At 67.9% G+C, this 18,264-nt stretch carries 12 protein-coding genes; 1 reads left to right on the top strand and 11 read right to left on the bottom strand.

The features are described from left to right. Positions 1-27: 27 nt before the first annotated feature. The 6 genes from ACFYU0_RS07355 to ACFYU0_RS07330 all read right to left on the bottom strand — a co-directional run bounded on the left by ACFYU0_RS07355 (position 28) and on the right by ACFYU0_RS07330 (position 9,147). On the bottom strand, positions 28-1,524 hold the full coding sequence (locus tag ACFYU0_RS07355) for a CoA transferase (protein ID WP_389298466.1): 1,497 nt from the start codon (positions 1,522-1,524) through the stop codon (positions 28-30). 409 nt (positions 1,525-1,933) lie between these two features. Continuing rightward, the gene (locus ACFYU0_RS07350) at positions 1,934-4,288 is read right to left on the bottom strand and encodes a SpoIIE family protein phosphatase (RefSeq protein WP_389298465.1); all 2,355 of its coding nucleotides are present in this window, start codon (positions 4,286-4,288) and stop codon (positions 1,934-1,936) included. A gap of 108 nt (positions 4,289-4,396) precedes the next feature. Then, positions 4,397-5,863 carry a class II fumarate hydratase gene (gene fumC, locus ACFYU0_RS07345; RefSeq protein WP_389298464.1) on the bottom strand — a complete coding sequence of 489 codons (1,467 nt, stop codon included), beginning with the start codon at positions 5,861-5,863 and terminating at the stop codon, positions 4,397-4,399. Further along, entirely contained in the window at positions 5,860-7,539 is a 1,680-nt protein-coding gene (locus ACFYU0_RS07340) for an NAD-dependent malic enzyme (protein WP_389298463.1), read from the bottom strand. The genes fumC and ACFYU0_RS07340 overlap by 4 nt, the downstream gene beginning before the upstream one ends. Further along, the gene (locus tag ACFYU0_RS07335; protein ID WP_389298461.1) at positions 7,523-7,933 is read right to left on the bottom strand and encodes a hypothetical protein; all 411 of its coding nucleotides are present in this window, start codon (positions 7,931-7,933) and stop codon (positions 7,523-7,525) included. The genes ACFYU0_RS07340 and ACFYU0_RS07335 overlap by 17 nt, the downstream gene beginning before the upstream one ends. A 413-nt stretch (positions 7,934-8,346) precedes the next feature. Next, positions 8,347-9,147, bottom strand: coding sequence for a hypothetical protein (locus ACFYU0_RS07330; protein WP_389298459.1), 801 nt, complete (start codon positions 9,145-9,147; stop codon positions 8,347-8,349). 654 nt (positions 9,148-9,801) lie between these two features. Here ACFYU0_RS07330 and ACFYU0_RS07325 point away from each other — a divergent pair. Continuing rightward, entirely contained in the window at positions 9,802-10,500 is a 699-nt protein-coding gene (locus ACFYU0_RS07325) for a DUF1275 family protein (RefSeq protein ID WP_389298458.1), read from the top strand. Positions 10,501-10,570: 70 nt separating this feature from the next. Here ACFYU0_RS07325 and ACFYU0_RS07320 read toward each other — a convergent pair whose 3' ends face one another. The 5 genes from ACFYU0_RS07320 to ACFYU0_RS07300 all read right to left on the bottom strand — a co-directional run bounded on the left by ACFYU0_RS07320 (position 10,571) and on the right by ACFYU0_RS07300 (position 18,096). Next, complete coding sequence (locus ACFYU0_RS07320; protein ID WP_389298456.1) at positions 10,571-12,721, bottom strand: alpha-galactosidase; 2,151 nt, start codon at positions 12,719-12,721, stop codon at positions 10,571-10,573. A 58-nt stretch (positions 12,722-12,779) separates the two neighbouring features. Next, entirely contained in the window at positions 12,780-14,840 is a 2,061-nt protein-coding gene (locus ACFYU0_RS07315) for a beta-galactosidase (RefSeq protein ID WP_389298454.1), read from the bottom strand. Beyond that, positions 14,837-15,733 carry a carbohydrate ABC transporter permease gene (locus ACFYU0_RS07310; protein ID WP_351673448.1) on the bottom strand — a complete coding sequence of 299 codons (897 nt, stop codon included), beginning with the start codon at positions 15,731-15,733 and terminating at the stop codon, positions 14,837-14,839. The genes ACFYU0_RS07315 and ACFYU0_RS07310 overlap by 4 nt, the downstream gene beginning before the upstream one ends. Beyond that, positions 15,730-16,644: a carbohydrate ABC transporter permease gene (locus ACFYU0_RS07305; protein ID WP_389298451.1), complete on the bottom strand. Its 915-nt coding sequence runs from the start codon at positions 16,642-16,644 to the stop codon at positions 15,730-15,732. Before ACFYU0_RS07305 ends, ACFYU0_RS07310 begins: the two co-directional genes overlap by 4 nt. 78 nt (positions 16,645-16,722) lie before the next feature. Beyond that, positions 16,723-18,096: an ABC transporter substrate-binding protein gene (locus ACFYU0_RS07300; RefSeq protein ID WP_389298449.1), complete on the bottom strand. Its 1,374-nt coding sequence runs from the start codon at positions 18,094-18,096 to the stop codon at positions 16,723-16,725. Positions 18,097-18,264: the final 168 nt, after the last annotated feature.

Genomic DNA, 18,264 nt, shown 5'->3' with positions numbered 1-18,264 from the left:
GGCAGGCGGACTTGCGGAAAGTCGAGGTCAGTGTGCGGATCGCCACGCGGGCTCGTCCGCCCCCATAGGACTGAGAACGGTGGCGAAGTGGCCTTGCCGCAAGGAGGTGAACTCCACCTGGTCGGTCATCCCCTGGTAGGTGCCTAGTGGGGTTTGCGCGGTGAACAGGTCCGGGTCGATCAGCGAGTGCTCCGGCGTGGAGCCCGCTGTTTCGTGCGTAAACTCGCGGTCGAAGACACCCAGGGACGTCAGCCACAGGCAGGTCTTGGTCAGCGAAACCCGGACCCGGTAGGAGCCGCCCTCGACCGCCCGCCGCCGCAGCGCCGCCAGCGTGCCGATCGTGCCTAGCCAGCCCACCACGTTGTCGACGATGGGCAACATCGGAGGCTGCTTCGGGTGCTCCAGAGTGCCCTCGAGCGCGAAGATCCCCGACACGCACGCGCCGATCTCATCGAACCCGGGACGCGACTTCCACGGACCTGACGGACCGTGCATCTGCACCTCGGTCTGAATCAAACCGGGGTGACGCACACACAGTTCCTCCGCTGCCAACTCCTGCTGAGCCAGATAACCAGGGTGTCGGTTCGAGAAGAACACGTCGGCATCCACGAGCAGCCCGTCGAGACGCAGCCTGTCCGGGCCGGATTCATCAAGGTAGGCCGAGCGCATACCCACCTGCGTGTCCCAGTAGAAGGACTCGATCTCGACATTGTCGGGGCGCCAGATGTTCAGCACATCAGCACCGAAGGAGGCGAGGTCACGCCCGATGCCCGCACCCGCAATGACATGACTCAAGCCCAAGGCCCTCACACCGTCCAACGGTTGCCGCGCCCGGGTTGCGAACGGCGCCGGTGCACTGTCCGCGAGTTTCTCGACATCGATCAACGGGAGGTCGGCAAGCACCTCGGTGTACTGCGCCTCGACGAGGAACTCCTCCAGCGAGCGTACTTTTGCCAGAACGATGCCCGCTTCCGCCGCAGCTTCCTCGAGCCCATCCGCGTCCCACGTGGCGATGGCCGCGTTCACCGCCTCGGAGCTGTCCGGACAATTCAGCAGGGCGAGTGCCTTGCTGCGCAGGCCGGGATAGACGTTCAACGGAACGACGCTCCGCCCGTCCCTCGTACGACGGAAGAACGGCATGTCGATGAACGGGTTGCGCTTGTTCCATTTGTTCGACGGCGGCCGCCCGTTGACCAGTTCCCATCTGGCGTCGGCGAACCCGGCGAACCGCCGGAAGGCCTTGCGGACATCGACCGTGATGTCTTGCGGCTCTCCGCCCCGGTCCCGCCAGATCGCGGACGCCGCCACCCCCTTGCCCGCCAGTGTCAGGGCAGCAGCCGACCCGAACCGGAACCGGGCCGGCACGAGAGGGTCGACCCCCCCGATGATCGCGACCGCCCCTCCGCAGTCATCCGCTGTCAACCCTGCTTCGTGCAAAACTTCGCCTAGATGCGCTTCAAAATCGAAGGCGTCCGAGGAGATAGGGTGCTCCACCGCTTCACGGAGGCGTTCGGTCAGATTCATTGCTGCACCTTCTACCCAAGAGAAGATTCGACTGCAATGGGTCAGCTGCCCCTGCCGCATACCGCCCAGGATCCTCGGCGTAACGCTGGTGTGGAAAGCATCAACGTATCTGCGCGGTGCGTTCGGCGATGTCGAAGGGACTGATGCCGGGTTCGCGTGCGGGCGTGGCTAGGATCCCCACGGATTAGGGCGATCATCAGCCATAATCGGCCTTTGCGTCGTAAACCTTGTGATGCGGTCAGCAGCCATGGGCGCGCCCGCCGCCGGCCGGCCGTGGGCTTCCCGCGATGAGGACCGCACGGGCCCCGCAGCACGATCTGTTGACCTCTCTTCCACCTGCGCCCGCGCACCGGATGCACCACAGAGTGCTTCTTGCCGACACCGTCGTCCACGGCAAACGAGCGGCCGGTCACCCTGCCCATAGGTCGCGCACCCGTTTGAGGGGAGCCGGATCACTTCGATTCGCGCCGCCGGGGCCCGCGGGCAGTTCGGCCCACACGGTCTTGCCGTCTTCGTGATACCGGGTGCCCCAATTTTGGGCGAGGCTGGTCACGATGAAAAGACCGCGCCCCGTCTCGTCGACCGTTCGGGCGTGTCGCACGTGCGGTGCGCTCATGGCCGCGTCCGTGACTTCGCAGGTCAGAACCCTGTCGAGTATCAAGCGCATGCTCAGCGGTGGCTCTCCATAGCGAACAGCGTTGCCTACCAGTTCACTGGCCAGCAGCTCCGTGGTGTAGGCGGTCTCGTCGTCGACGCGCCAGCGCTCCATTTGGTCTCGGACGGTTGCACGGGCCATGGGTGCCGCTTCCGTGTCGGCGGGCAGGTCGCGCTCATGCACGCTGTGCGGTGGTATCCGCTTCGTCCGAGCCAGCAGCAGCAAGGCCTCGTCGTGGGAGTTCCCCGCTTGCAGGGCATAGGTCATGACGTCGCACAGCTCCCTCAGGTCGCGCCCGGCGCCGCGCTCCAAAACACCCCGCAAGAGGCCCGCCGGAGCCAGAATGTGGTCCGCCAGCGATGACGTCTCCATAGCGAGGACGCTGCCGTCAGGCAGAGGCACCGTTGCGGTGGCGAAGGGCGCGTCGTCCGAACCCGCCAGAAGTGGTGCCTCTGGAGTGGCGAGGACGCGCGAGGAGCCGTGGGGGTCGACGAGCAAGGGCTCGGGCAGCCCGGCACGAGCGATCGTGCAGGTAAGGCCGACGGGGTCGTAAATGGCGATCACGCACCGGGCGGTCAGCGGCTCGTGTTGCAGAGGATCCCCGACCGGGAGCCAGGCGCGCTCGGCGGCGAGGCGGACGACCGTGTCGTTCAGCCGTGCCATCAACTCGTCTGCGCCCAGGTCCAGCGCGGCCAGCGAGTAGAGCGCCGTGCGCAGTTGGCCCATCGCGGTCGTGGCGGCGATACCGTGTCCGGCGACGTCTCCAACGATGAGCGCGGTCCTCGCGCTCGGGAGTGGGATGGCGTCGTACCAGGCTCCCCCGCCCTCTGGCCCGGTGAGAAACAGCGGCGAGATCTCCACTGTTGACAGGTTGGCGGGCCGCTGCGGAAGCGATCTGCGCTGTACCGTCGCCGCGATCGCTCGCTCGCGGGCGTAGCGGCGGGCGTTGTCGATGCACAGGACAGTGTGGGCACAGATGTCGGTCGCCAGTGCGATGTCGTCCTCGGCGAAGGGGTCTTCTCCCTCGTGCCGGTAGAAGCTGACCACGCCAAACACCTCGCCGCGCAGCTCCAAGGGGACCACGAGGAGGGAGTGCACGGCGGAGAGACGGATGGCCTCGGCACGGTGCGGGTCGGCGGCGAGCCACGGGCTGGTCTCGTCGACGGGGACCAGGCGCGGCCGGAGGTCGGCGAGAACCCGGGTGAACGGGGTGCCATAAGGCAGATGCCGGATGTCGCCGACTGGATGTGCCGACACCACTCCCCTGAAGGCGGCCCTGCGCAAGGGTACGTCCGGATCCACAGGGGCCAGTGGAGGATCTTCGCCGCGCACGACGGCGTCGACGACCTCCACCACGACGATCCCGGTGAAGGTCGGTGCGACCGCGTCGACGAACTCTCCGCAGACGGCGATGACGTCCAGCCGCCGCCCCACCCGTTCACGGACGGCGCCGAGGATGTCCACTCCCCGGCGCGTGCGCTCGCGCTCCGTGACGTCGACGACTGAGGCCAGCAGCCCCAGAATCTCTCCGCCGTCGTTCTCCAGGCGCATCGTTGTCACGGAGTAGACACGCCGAGTGCGCCCGCCTTCTGCCGCACCGCCGCGAATGAGCCGGTTTGTCACCGGCACTCCTGTGTGGAGGACCTCACGCGCGGTCGCCTCCTCCGCCTCAGGATGCTCCAGATCCAACACATCGACGAAGCGTCTGCCGATTACATGCTCAACGGGAGTTTCCCGCATGGTGGACGTGCCCGTGCTCACGGTGACCACGCGCAACTGGTCGTCGAGCACGTGCAGCCCGACGGTCTGCTGGGCGAAGGCGGCCCTGAGCACCGCGTAGTCGGCTTGGGATGGAGTGTCGTCATCCCCGGTAAGCACCTCGAACGTCGTGTGCCCGTCGCAAAGTTTGGGTCGAATCCGCACGGAGGGCCAAGGAGCGGAACGAAGGCCACCGTTTTGGCCCGGGCCGGAGGAATCGGACAGTAGGGTGCCCACGGCACGGCCGAGGGCATCTCCCGGTGATTTGTGCAGGAGATCTTCGGCGAGCCGAGTCCACTCGACGACGTGACCGTGTTCGTCGACGCACATAAGAACGCCGCTACGGGTCATGGGCACATACCTCCTGTGCGGTCCATGCCACCATGCATCTTCCTGGGTGCTCCCACGACTGCCTCTCCCCGCCGCTGGGGCGCTCAGGACGGCGGCCAAGTCGCGCTCCTATGCGCGGTGCGAGGTCAGACCGACCATGGTCGTGGGGTCGACTATCCGGTCGAAGTCCTCTGCACTGACGTATCCGGTGGCCAGCGCGGCCTCGCGGAGGGTCGTCCCTTCGTCGTTCGCCTTGTGGGCGATGGCGGACGCCTTGTCGTAGCCGATCGCGGGTGAGAGCGCGGTGACCAGCATGAGCGACCGCTCCACGTACTCCCCGACCCTGTCATGGTCGAGTTCGACACCCTCCATGCAGAACTCCCGGAACTTCTGGCAGGCGTCGGCGAGGATGCCCGTCATGTGCAGGAAGTTGTTGATGATGACCGGACGCATGGCGTTCAGTTCGAAGTTGCCCTGCGAGCCCGCGAAGGCGATGGCCTGATCCTCCGAGAGCACCTGGATACACACCATCACCATGGCTTCACACTGAGTCGGATTGACCTTGCCGGGCATGATCGAGGAGCCCGGCTCATTGGCCGGCAGGACGAGTTCACCCAGGCCGCAACGGGGTCCGGACGCCAGCCAGCGAACGTCGTTGGCGATCTTCATCAGCGGCACGGCCAGCGCGCGTACGCCGGCGGATGCCCCCACCATGGCGTCGAGTCCGCCCTGGGCGGCGAACTTGTTCCGCGCGGTGACGAAAGGGTAACCGGTGTTGCGGGCGATTTCGTCCGCGACCTGGTCGGCGAAGCCCTCCGGCGCGTTCAGGCCGGTGCCGACCGCGGTGCCGCCCATGGCGATCTCCAGCAGTCCCTCGGCGGCCCGCACTGCGCGGTGACACGCCTGCTCCAGCTGGGTCGCGTAGCCGGACCATTCCTCACCCACGGTCAGGGGGACGGCGTCTTCCAGGTGGGTCCGGCCGATCTTCACGACCCCGCGCCAGCGTTCCGCCTTGTGCGCGATGGTCTGCTGGAGCGCGCGCACGCTGGGCAGCAGGGCCTCGTGAACCGCCTTGACGGCGGCGATGTGCATCGCGGTGGGGAAGGTGTCGTTGGAGGACTGACCCATGTTGACGTGGTCGTTGGGATGCACCGGCGTCTTGCTGCCGAGTTCGCCGCCCACGAGTTGGATCGCGCGATTGCTGATGACCTCGTTGGTGTTCATGTTGGACTGCGTGCCCGAGCCCGTCTGCCAGACGTAGAGCGGGAAATGGTCGTCCAGGTCACCTGCGATGACTTCGTCGGCCACCCGCTCGATAAGACCGGCCTTCCAGGCCGGCATCCGCCCGGCGCGGCCATTGACGATCGCTGCAGCGCGCTTCACTTGGCCGTAGGCGTGGTAGACGGCCTTCGGCATGTGGTCGTCGCCGATGGAGAAGTGGATCAGAGAGCGCTGTGTCTGGGCGCCCCAATAGCGGTCCGCAGGTACGTCGACGGCGCCCATGGAGTCCGTCTCGCGGCGCGTGCCGCCGGCGTCGAGTCCAATGGGCACGTCGTGGATCTCCGGCGTGGTGCCGTTGTTGTCACGGGAGGTCATGGGGTCACACCCTCCGCGTGTGGGTAATGGGGTTCCCACATCCGGTCGCGAACGGCGCGTCGCGGGTCATTGGGGCGATGTGTGGCGACGCCTTCGGCCATGGCCGCTTCAACGACGGCGGTGGCGGTGCGGGCGGACGACTCCCACAGGTCCTCGACGGGCGGCAGCAGTGCGGCCCCGGGTTCGGCAGGATCGACCTGATCGGCTACAGCCTGGGCGGCTGCGCGCAGCATGCCATCGGTCACTCGTTCCGCTCCCGCGACGATGGTGCCGAGACCGAGCCCGGGATAGAGCAAGGCGTTGTTGGCCTGGCCGATGCGGTAGGTGACACCCTGGTACTCGACGGGGTCGACCGGGATGCCCGTAGCCACCAGGGCCTTGCCGCCGGTCCAAGAGATGATGTCGGCTGGCATGGCCTCGATCTGCGAGGTCGGGTTGGACAGTGGCAGGACGATCGGCCGCTCCGTGCCAGCCGCCATCGCTTCTACGACGTCCCGGGTGAAGGCACCGGACACGGTGGAGGTACCCAGCAGTATGGTGGGCGCGACCCGGCGTACTGTCTCCAGCAGTGAGATGCCGTCGTCATCCGCGGCCCAGTCGTCCACTTCGGAGGGGTCGCGGGCGTAACGCCGCTGGAAGTCGCGCAGGTCGGGCATGTCACTGGTGAGCAGGCCCTGTCGGTCGATCAGCCAGATCCGCGAGACGGCATCCTGTTCGCCGGCGCCGTCGCGGACCATGGCATCGCGAAGCTGGTCGGCGATCCCCACTCCGGCGGAGCCGGAACCGAAGACCACCAGCTTCTGCTCGCGCATCGGAACGCCGCTCACCTTCACGGCGGAGAGGGCGGCGGCCAGGCTGATGGCCCCGGTGCCCTGGACGTCATCATTGAAGATGCGATACCGGTCGCGGTACTCCTCCAGAATGCGGCGGGCGTTGCCCGGACCGAAGTCCTCGAAGTGCAGGAGGGCGCTGGGGAAGCGGGTGGAGGCGGTACGCAGGTACTGCTCGATGAAGGCGTCGTACTTCTCGCCGCGCACGCGGGGGAAGCGGTTGCCCAGATAGAGAGGGTCCTGTAGCAGCGACTCGCGGTCCGTGCCGACGTCCAGGGAAACGGCTATCACTCGGCTCGGGTCGATGCCGGCGGCGGCAGTGTAGACGGCCAGCTTCCCGACGGCTATCTGAACGCCGCCCACCCCCCAGTCACCGATGCCGAGGATCTCCTCGGCATCGGAGCAGACGATCAGGTCGACATCACCCGGGGCGAAACCAAGTGTGTCGAACGCCCGGTCCATGTCATCGGGACGGTCGATCGACAGGAACAGCCCGCGAGGGCTTCGGTACTCGTTGGAGTACTGCTCGATGGCCTCACCGACCGTAGGGTCGTAGACGATGGGCAGCAGTTCGGCCAGGTGGTCACGAAGGACCTTGAAGTAGAGGGTTTCGTTCCGGTCGTGCAGCTCCTCCAGGTAGACGTTCTTGGCGAGATTGTCGCCCTGGGCCTCCATCTGCCAGAACGCGCGGCCGGCCTGCTGTTCCAGGGTGAGTACCGCGGCCGGCAGGCGGCCCGTCAGGCCTAGCGCGTCGCGTTCGTCCTGCGTGAACGCCACACCGTGGTTCAGGAGCGGGTTCGTGAGGAAGTCAGGGATGGTCGGTGTGGTCTCACTGCTGTGTGCCATGGCGGACTCCTTGTGTGATCGCCGCTGAGTCCAGGAACGAGCGGGCCAACCGCACCACACCGACCACACCACCCGTCGAGGCGGTCAGGATGGAATGGTGAATCCAGCCGCTCAGGATGAAAAGGGCGCCGGCGACCGTGCTCAGCGTCGAGGCGAGGCTCCCGCACAGAACCGCTCCGCGGACGAGGATCCCTCCGAAGGCCACGGAGACCTGGCTCCGCAAGCCGTTGGTCGACATCGTGGTGATGTGGGTGCCCTGGGTGCAGATGCGACGTGTTTCGTCGGCGAAGCCCAGGCAGCCGAAGGCGAGGAAAATGCCGCCACACACTCCGGCGCCGTGCCGGTGCACGGACGTGCACTTGTGCTCTGCCGGGAACTCGTCGTACGGCTTCATGTCTGACCCTTTCGGAGCCAAGACCCCGCCCCTCATCAGAACGACGGCGACCATTCACACAGCCACCGGCAATCGTTCTTCCGCTCCAAGGCCTCTATCGGTTGCGTACGGCCACGAGCCGTTCCGGTGATCTGTACCGAGCAGCTGGAGGATCCATGTCCGTCTGCGGATCTGGCACAGCCCCGTCCGCATCGCGCTCTCCCTGTGTCTGCTGAAGACGTCGAGATGGTGGCGGCTGGCCACATCTGGCCGGCCACTTGTGAGCGATCAGCAAGGCTTCTGAGGTGCGCGGTGGTGGGCCGGCTCGCTTCCTTGAACGAGGCGGTTCCGTTCTGCACACCGACGATGGCTTGCCTCGTCACAGACCGTGCACGTGGGTGCCGTCTCTCCCGGGCCGTCCCGGCGTCGTCCGATCAAGTCCGGACGCCTTTGCATCCACGGGTGCGGACAGCTACGGCCGCGGTGATGACCAAGCCTGCTGCTGCGGCCGCGGCCAAGAGGGTTTCTCCGGCGCCTGCGGCGCCGAGCCCGGCTGTGGCCAGGGCCCAGCAGGCCGCCAGCGTGTACGGGAGCAGCGCATCGGTCCACCGAGCGATGAGAACGGCTGTCGCCGTCGCACCGGCGAGGACGACGAGTTGGGCGCTGATGCCCCAGGTACCGCTGATCGGGGCCCCGGAGCCGGCCATGGCGGTGGTGAGGTTGATCCAGATCGCCATGGTCGACCAGCCGGAGTAGATGCCGATGGTCCACCAGATCAGCCATTGCGCGGGCCGTGACCACTCGCCGATTGCGTTCCGGTTGTGCAGGGCGATCTGCAGGGCCTTGAGGAGGCCGGCGATCATGATGGCGAAGACGACGACCGTCGTCCAGACGGGCTCGATCTCGGCTGCCACCAGCCAGCAGCTGAACCCGGCGTACACGATCGTCAGAGGTACAGCCAGTTCGTCGCGGAGACGGTTGTCAGGGCGGCTGTCGGGCAAGGCCCATACGGCGTAGGCCAAGCTCAGCAGTTCGATCAGCCCCCAGATGGAGAATGCCCATCCGACGGGCACGATCGGGGGTTCTCCTGACCGATCCGGTGTGGTCAGCTGTGTCCCGGACGCCTGGCTGAAGATCGAGCTGATCACCTGTCCAACGGCAAGGACGACCAGCGCGCGTCGCCACGCCCTTGCATTGCGGACCGTGACGTGCAGTGATTCCTGCAAGGCGCGCATGGCATCTCCCTTGATTGGACGTGGTCCGCCGACCGATCCCCTGTGGGAATTTCCTCTGGCTGCCGATGAACACGGTGCTCGTCGCCACCCGAGAGACGACCCGCAACGGTCACCGACTGTGCGTGCTGCCCCCGCGAGAGCAGTGTTCCCCCAAAAGACGTGGAAGGGCCGTACGTCCGGGCAGCACAGCGTTGCGAGACGTGTCGTCGAACCCGCGGCGCGCCGCGGCCGGTTGTCACGGCCTGCTGTAGTGCTTCATGGTAGGAGGACGTGCGAAGTGCCCTGCGCGCATTGTCCGAGCCGATCTACCTGCACGGGGAGGCCGACTCCTGTACAGGATGGATCGGAGCCCGCCCTCCACCGGTCGGCAACGTACGTGACCGGGATCCCTGGTTGCTGGCCGCGGAAATGGGCGAGAGGAGCGAGGTCTCGACGATGGATTAAGTTCGGCCTTCAGCTTCGCTCGTCAGCAAGACCGGCCCGCCTGGATCTCCAAGCCCGGCGGTCACAACGGGCCCGCTGCCGAGGAGACGCCGCCCGGGTCGCCGTCCGAAGACCCCTGCGCTCTGGCCGGGCTCGGGTAACCCCTTCTGCGCAAGAGGCCGGATAACCATGAGCAACGATTCATCACCAAGCGCCACAGGTGGGCCGATCATGCTGATCAAACCGACCCAGGGGCGCACCCTGCGACTCGCCGTAGTGCTGTTGGTGGCGGCGTCTGGCGGCGTGGAGGCGACCTCCTTTCTCGGCCTCGGCCATGTCTTCGCCGGAGTCATGACCAGCAATCTTGCGCTGCTCGGTATGGCCGCCGGACGCGGCGAGCCGCTCGACATCACCGCGGCCTTGTTGGCACTGGGCGGCTTCGGCGCGGGCACGGCGCTCGTCGCCTGGTACACCCGCGCTTCGGTGACGTCGGCCATGCACTGGCCTCGTCGTGTGCTGGTCGTCCTCGCCGCTGAGGCTGTGCTGCTGGCCGCAGGCGCCCTGGTATGGGGACTCACGGGTGGCCGGCCCGGCGAGGCGCTCCGGAACATCCTGCAGTGCGGTGCCGCGCTCGCCATGGGCGCGCAGTCCGCGGCGATGGTCGCCGCCGGTAAGGCCGCCGCCCCCACCACTTACCTGACCGGCACCTTGGCCGCTTACATCGTCCAAGGCATAGGCACCGGGAGCCCGGGCCTGTGGGTCCCCTTGCGTTTCGCCGCGCTCGTCGCCGGTGCGGCCCTCTGCGCCGTCATGCTGGACGGGGCTCGCCCCTGGGCCCTGTTGCCATCGGTTGTCTTCGTCATGTGTGCCCTGGCCGTGGCCTGCTTGTCGGACACCCGCTCTCTTTCCAGCGCTGGCTACTCCTCCTGACCCTTCGCACCGCCGGCATCGCTGGTGTGTACTGGCAGGCTGCGCGACACGGTGGACCGCTGAAGGGCCGTTACGTCGTCCGGTGCAGTACGACCATGGTGCTCGCGCAGTCACCGTCCGGAAGAGCCGGTACCGGTAGGCCGTAGCCCATCAGCGTGGCCCCGGACCATTCGGCACCGGTGTCCTCGTCGCGGTACCGGGCGTCGGGGTCCAGGCCGCGCAGCCGCAGTGGAGGGCAGGCCGACCCGAAGGAGGCGCTGGACCGCCAGACGAGCACCGCGGCACGGTGGGCGTCGGAGTCGGTGTACTGGACGACCGTCAGCACCCCCTCGCCCGGAACCAGCAACCGGTCCTGGCGGCCGTGCTGCACCAGCGGACGGATTTCCTTGTACCGCTGGACCAGCCGGGCCGCCTCCTCGATTTCCGGCGCGGTCCACCGGGTCAGGTCGCCACCGATGCCGAGGACCCCCGCCATGGCGGAGTGGAAACGAAAGGCGAGTGGGACCGACCGCCCTGTCAGTGGATTGGGGCTGTCGGTCACCCAGGCGGACATGACTCCCGCCGGGTACACCTGGCTGAAGCCGTGCTGGATGGCCAGCCGGTCCACGGCGTCGGTGTTGTCCGAGGTCCAGACCTGGTCGGTGCGGCGGAGTAGGCCCAGATCCGCTCGTCCGCCGCCGCCCGCGCACGCCTCGACGCGCAGCGCGGGGAAGGCGGCTCGCAGCCGGTCGAGCAGCAGATACACCCCCCGGGCATGCTCGATGTACACCCGCCGGGAGGGCCGGCCGCCGTGCCCGCCGGCTTCCGTGAACGAGCGGTTGAAGTCCCACTTGAGAAAGTCCACGCCGTTGTCGGCGACCAGAGTGTGGAGCCACCTGTATGCCCAGTCGGTCACCTCCGGCCGGGAGAAGTCCAGAACCAGCTGGTTGCGCAGCTTTGTCGCGTTGCGGTCAGGCAGATGCAGCACCCAGTCGGGGTGCGCGCGGAACAGGTCGCTGTCGGCGTTGACCATCTCCGGCTCCACCCACACGCCGAACGACATGCCCAGCCGGTGCACCTCCTCGGACAGCGGCCGCAGTCCGCGCGGGAACCGCCGCGGGTGCGGAGTCCAGTCGCCGAGCCCCGCGCGGTCGTCGTCCCGGGCGCCGAACCAGCCGTCGTCGACCACGAACAGTTCCACGCCCAGGGACGCGGCACGGCGAGCCAGCGCGAGCTGGTTGTCCTCGTCTACCTCGAAGGAGGTGGCCTCCCACGAGTTGTAGAGCACCGGCCGGAGCTCGTCCGGGTGAGGCAGGATGTGCCGCCGTACGTAAGTGTGGAAGGCACGGCTGACGTCGCCGAAGCCGCCCGTGGCATACATCGCCACGCTGATCGGGGTGACGTACCGCTGGCCGGGTGCCAAGGGGATCTCGACGCCCTCGTGTCCCTCCGAGGCGACGACACCGGCACGGCGGGCCGCCGTGCGTTGGATCGTCAGACGCCAACTGCCGCTGGTGGCGAGCGCCGTGGCCCATACCTCGCCGTGTTCCTCATCGGCGTGACCGGCGTCGAGCACGGCCCACGGGTTGGCGTGGTGGCCGGTGTGGCCGCGCCGGCTGGTCAGCGTGGTCTCCCCAACTCCCAGTGCCGTCCGCTCCAGACGGCTCTCCGCGGACCAACCGCCATGGACGCAGGACAGCCGCCAGCCGGATCGCTGAGGCAGCGGCCAGTGGGCGGAGGAATACCGCGTCAGGTGCAGCGGCTCCTCGTTCGCTTCGCCAGTGTGGATGAGTTCTGTCCAACGTTCGAGTACGTCCCCGCCAGACGGCACCCGGTAGTGCAGCTCCCAGGCCAAGGGCCGGGACCGGTCCCGCAGTGCGACCACGAGGTGGTTGCCGTCGGTGATCCGCACGTCATCGACGCGGGGTTCGAGGGGGCTGCTGCCGTCGGCGAACCGGACCTCCAGGGCCGGGACGCCGAACCGGGCACCGCCTTCGACGGGGTACTCCTCCACTCCGTCGAGGCGCCCTTCGAAACTGTCGTCGTGGCCTGCCCACACCGGCAGCGCCGCCGCGTCGGTCGGCGGTACGGGAGCCCCCCAGTGGACGTGACGAACGGTGCCCCCTGCACGGTCCACGCGCAGCACGTAGCAGGAGGCGTGGGTTCGCAGCACCACCGTGCCGCTGCGTTCGTCGAACTCCACGCTCGCGGGAAGTGCTTGGGAGGACACGGGGGCGGCCATGGCTGGCACTCCTTGACGGGTGGGGACAGGGCGGGCGCGGTGTACGACGGCGCGCGGTTCAGGAACGCGGTTCGACGGAGCTCTCCCGGAGGACGGCCACGCCTCCCGCGGGGATCTCCGTGAAGCAGCCGTCACCGGCGGCGTCGAGCAGGCGGGCTCCCTCGACCAGGACCTTGGCGGGATCCTCGCCGTGATTGATGAGAAAGAGGTAGGAGCCGTCCGTGCTCGATCGGCGGACCGCCTCGACCCCGTCGGGCACGTCGGCGACGGGCCGCAGCCCGGCCTCCTCGCCGAGTCGCCGGACGAGCTCCTGCAGCGTCGCTCCTGACGCGCGGGTGGCCACGTACCAGCTCGTGCCCGCGCCGTAGGTGTGCCGGGTCAGCGCGGCGCCGCCTGCGGCCGGGCCGCCGTCGGAGCCGTCCGCGAAGCGCAGCACCGGTGCGCAGCCGCGCGGCTCGACGCGTTCGGCCCACTGCACAGCCGTCGAGCCGTCGCTGAGGGAGACGGTGTCACCGGGGCGCAGCGGCAAGTATTCGTCGATCCGTAGTCCGAGCACCTCGCGCAGCGCGCCTGGGTAGCCGCCGAGGTGGACTCGGTCATGGGCGTCGACGACTCCGCTGAAGCAGCCGACGGCGAGGTGCCCGCCGTTGCGCACATACGCGGTGAGGGCGTCGGCGTGCTCGTCGGCCAACAAGTAGAGATTGGGCGCGACGACGGCCTTGTACGACGTGAGGTCGGCTCCGGGCGCGACCACGTCGCAGGTGATGTTCAGCCGCCATAGGGCCTCGTACCAGTCACGGACCAACTCGAGGTAGCGCATGGGCCCGCAGGGGCGGGCGTCCAGTTCGAGCGCCCACCAGTTGTGCCAGTCGAAGAGCAGCGCGACGTCCGCTGCGACCCGGGTCCCCATCACCTCGCCAAGGGCGGCCAGGTCCGCCCCGAGACCGCACACCTCCTTCCAGATTCGGGTGTCCGTGCCGCCGTGCGGGAGCATCGCGGAGTGCCACTTCTCGGCGCCCGCCCGGGACTGCCGCCACTGGAAGAACATGATGCCGTCGGCGCCGCGGGCCAGGTGCGTGAGGCTGTTGCGGCGCATCTCTTCGGGCCGCTTGGCCACATTGACGGGCTGCCAGTTGACGGCTGAGGTCGAGTGCTCCATGAGTAGCCACGGGCTTCCGGCGGCCATTCCCCGCGCGAGGTCGGCGTTCAACGCCAGGTCTATGTGGCCGTCCGGGTCGGCCGCAGGGAGGTAGTGGTCCAGGGAGATGAGGTCGCAGTCCGCAGCGAAGGAGTAGGCGTCCGCCTTCTTCTCCAGCGTGCCCAGGTGATTGGTGGTCAGCGGTATGCCGGGCGCGAGGCGCCGCAGCAGGGCAGCCTCGGCACGGTGGCGTGCCAGGAGTTCGTCGGAGGAGAAGCGGCGGTAGTCGAGGTCCTGACCCGGATTGCGGAAGGCGGTCGTGTCCCGCGGGGGTTCGATCTCCTCCCAGTCACCGTAGCGCTGCCCCCAGAAGTCGGTGCCCCACACCTCGTTGAGGGTGTCCAGGGTGGTGTAGCGCTCCTGCAGCCACCGGCGGAACGCGGTGGCGCTGGTGTCGCAGTAGCACAGGGCGTTGTGGTTCCCGAACTCGTTGTGCACGTGCCACAGGACGACGGCGGGATGGCTCGCGTACCGCTCGGCCAGTGCGGCGACCAGGGCGTCGGCGGCCTCGGCGTAGGCGGGGTGGCTCGGACAGAAGGCCTGGCGGCTGCCGTGGGCGAGCCGGGTGCCGGAGGAGGTGACCGGCAGGGCGTCCGGGTGCAGATGCGTGAACCACGGGGGCGGGGCCGCGGTCGCGGTGGCGAGGTCCACGGCGACGCCGTTGGCGTGGAGCAGGTCGAGCACCTCGTCCAGCAGCCCGAAGTCGTAAGCGCCGGGGCGCGGTTGGATGCGCGACCAGGAGAAGACGCCGACGGTGACGAAGTTGACGCCCGCTTCCCGCATGAGGCGGACGTCCTCCTGCCATACATGCCTCGGCCACTGCTCCGGGTTGTAGTCCCCGCCGTAGGCGATGGAGCCCAGCTTGCGGGTGAGCGCGGTCAGGGGATGGACGGTCGGTGGTTGGGCCGGGGTGTGGGTCACGACTTCACCGCCCCTGCGGCGAGTCCGGCTCGCCAGTAGCGCTGCAGGAGAAGGAAGGTGAGCACGATGGGTACGACCGAGATCAGGGCGCCCACGATGGTCAGGGTCTGGAGCTGTGGCAGCCGGCTGGTCTGCGACTGCCACGTGAACAGGCCGAGGGTGACGGGGTAGAGGTCGTCGTCCTGGAGCATGACCAGGGGCAGCAGGAAGTTGTTCCAGATGACGACGAACTGGAACAGGAACACGGTCACCAGTGCCGGAGACATCAGGCGCAGGGCGATGGTGCGGAAGATGCGCAGTTCGCCGGCGCCGTCCATACGGGCCGCCTCGAGCACCTCGTCCGGCACCGACGCCGTGGCGAAGATCCGGGCGAGGTAGACGCCGAAGGGGCTGACGATGCTGGGCAGGAACACCGACCAGAAGGTGTTGGTGGCGTTCACCTGGGCGAACAGCAGGAACAGCGGCAGGGCGAGGGCGCTCGCGGGCACCAGGACCCCGCCGAGAACGACGGAGAACACCGCCTCACGCCCCCGGAACTCGTACTTGGCCAGGGCGTACCCGGCCGCGGCGGCCAGCGCGGTGGCGACCGCCGCGCCCGCTCCGGCGTAGAGCAGGCTGTTGAGCAGCCAGCGGACGAAGACGCCGTCCTGCTGCGCGAACAGCGCGGCGAGGTTGTCACCGAGGTGCCAGTGGGCGGGCAGCAGTCCGGGGGTGGAGACGAGGTCGCCCTGGCTCTTGGTCGAGGAGACGAGCAGCCAGTAGACCGGCAGCAGCATGTAGCAGGCGGCCAGGACCATGAAGGCCAACGCGGCCACCACGGAGAGCCGCCCGGGCGCGCCCCGGCCCCGCTTGGTAGTGGCGTGGGCCCCTTCGACGCGGGTGAGGACGCTCATCCCTGCCTCCTGGAGGTCAGGCGCAGAAACGCGAACGACAGCAGAAAGGTCACGATGGCGAGCAGGACCGAAAGGGCGGCCGCCTCGCTGTAGTTGTCGCCCGACGCCAGCGAGTAGGCCGCCAGGTTGGGCGTGTAGGTACTGGTCACGCTGGTGGAGATGGTCCGGAAGACCTGGGGCTCGGTGAACAGCTGGAAAGTGCCGATGATCGAGAACACCCCAGTGAGCACGAGTGCCGGGCGGATCATCGGAATCTTGATCCGGGTGACGATTGTCCAGCCGCCCGCTCCGTCGACGCGGGCCGCCTCGCCGATGTCGGCCGGGAGGGCCTGCAGGGCCGAGTAGAGGATGAGCATGTTGTAACCGGTGTACGTCCAGGTGACCACGTTGCCGATGGAGAACAGGATGAGATGGGAGCCCAGCAGGTCGACCTGTGCGCCTGCCGACCTCAGCAGTCTCACGATCGGTGAGAGCCGGGGGTCGTAGAGGAAGGCCCACATCACTGCCGCGACGACGCCGGGAATGCCGTACGGGACGAAGTACACCAGGCGGAAGAAGCGCCTGAGCCGGGCCACAGTCGAGTCCAGCAGCAGGGCCAGGACCAGCGCGAGCAGCAGCATCACGGGTATCTGCACCAGTGCGAACACGCCGACGCGCACGACGCTGTCGCCGAAGAAGGGCTCGTGTACGACGTCGGCGTACTGCTCGAAGCCGGCGAACACCGAGTGGGTGTGTCCGAAGGTGCCGCCCGTGCGCTCGGTCTTGTGCAGGCTCTGCCAGAAGGCGTAGGCGACCGGCAGCAGGGTGAACAGGACGAACGGGACGAGGAAGGGCAGGAGGAAGGCGTAGGGGGCGAGGGCCTGGCGCGCGGGTCTCCGGCGTGCCTTGGGTGGGGCGGTTGTGGTGGTCACGAGAGGGCCTTCGGCAGGGTGGGTGCCGCCCCCGCCGCGGTGGGGGCGGCGGGGACGCTCTGGGGGTGGACGACCGGGTCAGCCGGTCACGTCGAGGGACTGCTTGCGCAGCGATTCCACGCTCTGGGACTGGGTCTGCTTCAGCACGTCGGTGAGCGTGCCCTTGCCGCCTACGGCTCCCGCAGTGCCGTCGCTGATGAAGCGGTACGTGTCGGTCATCGTCGGCCCCCAGGTGAAGTTGTTGTCCACGTTGTCCGATGCCTTGGCGAAGACGTCGAAGATGTGCTGCCTGCCGTAGAAGTCGACCGGCTGCTTCAGTGCCGGGAGGTTCAGGCCCCCCTTCGCCGCCGGGTAGAGGCCGCCCTCGCGGTTGAGGATCTCGAGTGCCTTGGGGTCACTGTTGAGCCACAGCGCGAACCGGGCCGCCTCGGCGGGGTGCTTGCTGCCGGAGAGCACGGCCGTGGTCGAGCCGCCCCAGTTGCCGGCCTGCTGGTCGCCCGGGTGCCACTGCGGCATGGGGGCCACCGCCCACTTGCCCGCGGTGGACTTGGCGTTGTCGCGGATGGTGCTGTAGCCCCAGGCCGCACTGATCCAGGTGACGACCTCGCCGTCGTTCCAGGACTTGTACAGCGCGGGCGAGAAGCCCTGCAGGTCGGTGGCGACGAGCTTGTCGTCGATCAGCTTCTGCCAGTAGTCGGCGACCTGCCGGCTCTCGGGCCGGTCGACCGTGACCTTCCAGGAGTCGCCGCTGCGCTGAAACATGGTGGCCTTGTTCTGCCACAGCAGGCCGGTGAACCAGTTCGGGTCGGTCTGCGAGTAGTGGGTGATGTACTTGCCGGCCTTCTTCAGCTTGACCGCGTCGGCCGCGTACTCGTCCCACGTCGTGGGGGCCTTGAGGCCGAGCTTGTCGAAGATGTCCTTGCGGTAGAACAGGGCCATCGGGCCGGTGTCCTGGGGGACGGCCCAGATGCCGTCCTTGCCGCCTGCTCCGAAGCCGACCTGCGACCACGTCCAGTCGACGAACTTGCTCTGGGCGGCGTCCACTCCGGGGCACTTGGCGATGTCGCGCAGCCCGTCCTTGAGACGGAAACTCGCCAGTGAGTCGTACTCGATCTGGCCGAGATCGGGGGCCTTGCCGGCTTTCAGGGCGTTGGACATGTTCTGGTAGGTGCCCGCGTTGCCGGCCGGGGTGGTCTTCAGCTTGACCTGCACGTCGGGGTTCTCGCTGTTCCACAGGTCCACAGCCTTCTGCATGCCAGGGACCCACGACCAGTACTGCAGTGTCACCTTGCCGGAGGACGGCTTGCAGGACGAGCCTGCCGCGGCGTCGCCCTCTTCGCCACCGCTGCCGCAGCCGGTCGCCATGGCGAGTGCCATGACCGCCGCACCGATCATGCAGCGCCTGATCAGTGACCGTCTGATCAGGGATGAAGTGCGCTCGCCTATCGCCATGAGGTTGCTCCTTGCACCGGTTATCCCGCTCCGACAAGCAATGGCGGCAACCTTCACAACGGGAATCCCCAGAAGTCAACAGGCCGAACGAAGTTTTTCCCTAACGAGTCCACTTCGAGACGCACGTCCAGGACGCCTTACGATCCCTCAAATGTATCCTGAGCTGCT

Origin of the sequence: Streptomyces sp. NPDC003720 (assembly GCF_042875075.1) — a bacterium.
Taxonomy (GTDB): Bacteria; Actinomycetota; Actinomycetes; order Streptomycetales; family Streptomycetaceae; genus Streptomyces.
The sequence above is the reverse complement of the archived record's forward strand: the minus strand, read 5'-3'. Positions and strand labels throughout refer to the sequence as shown.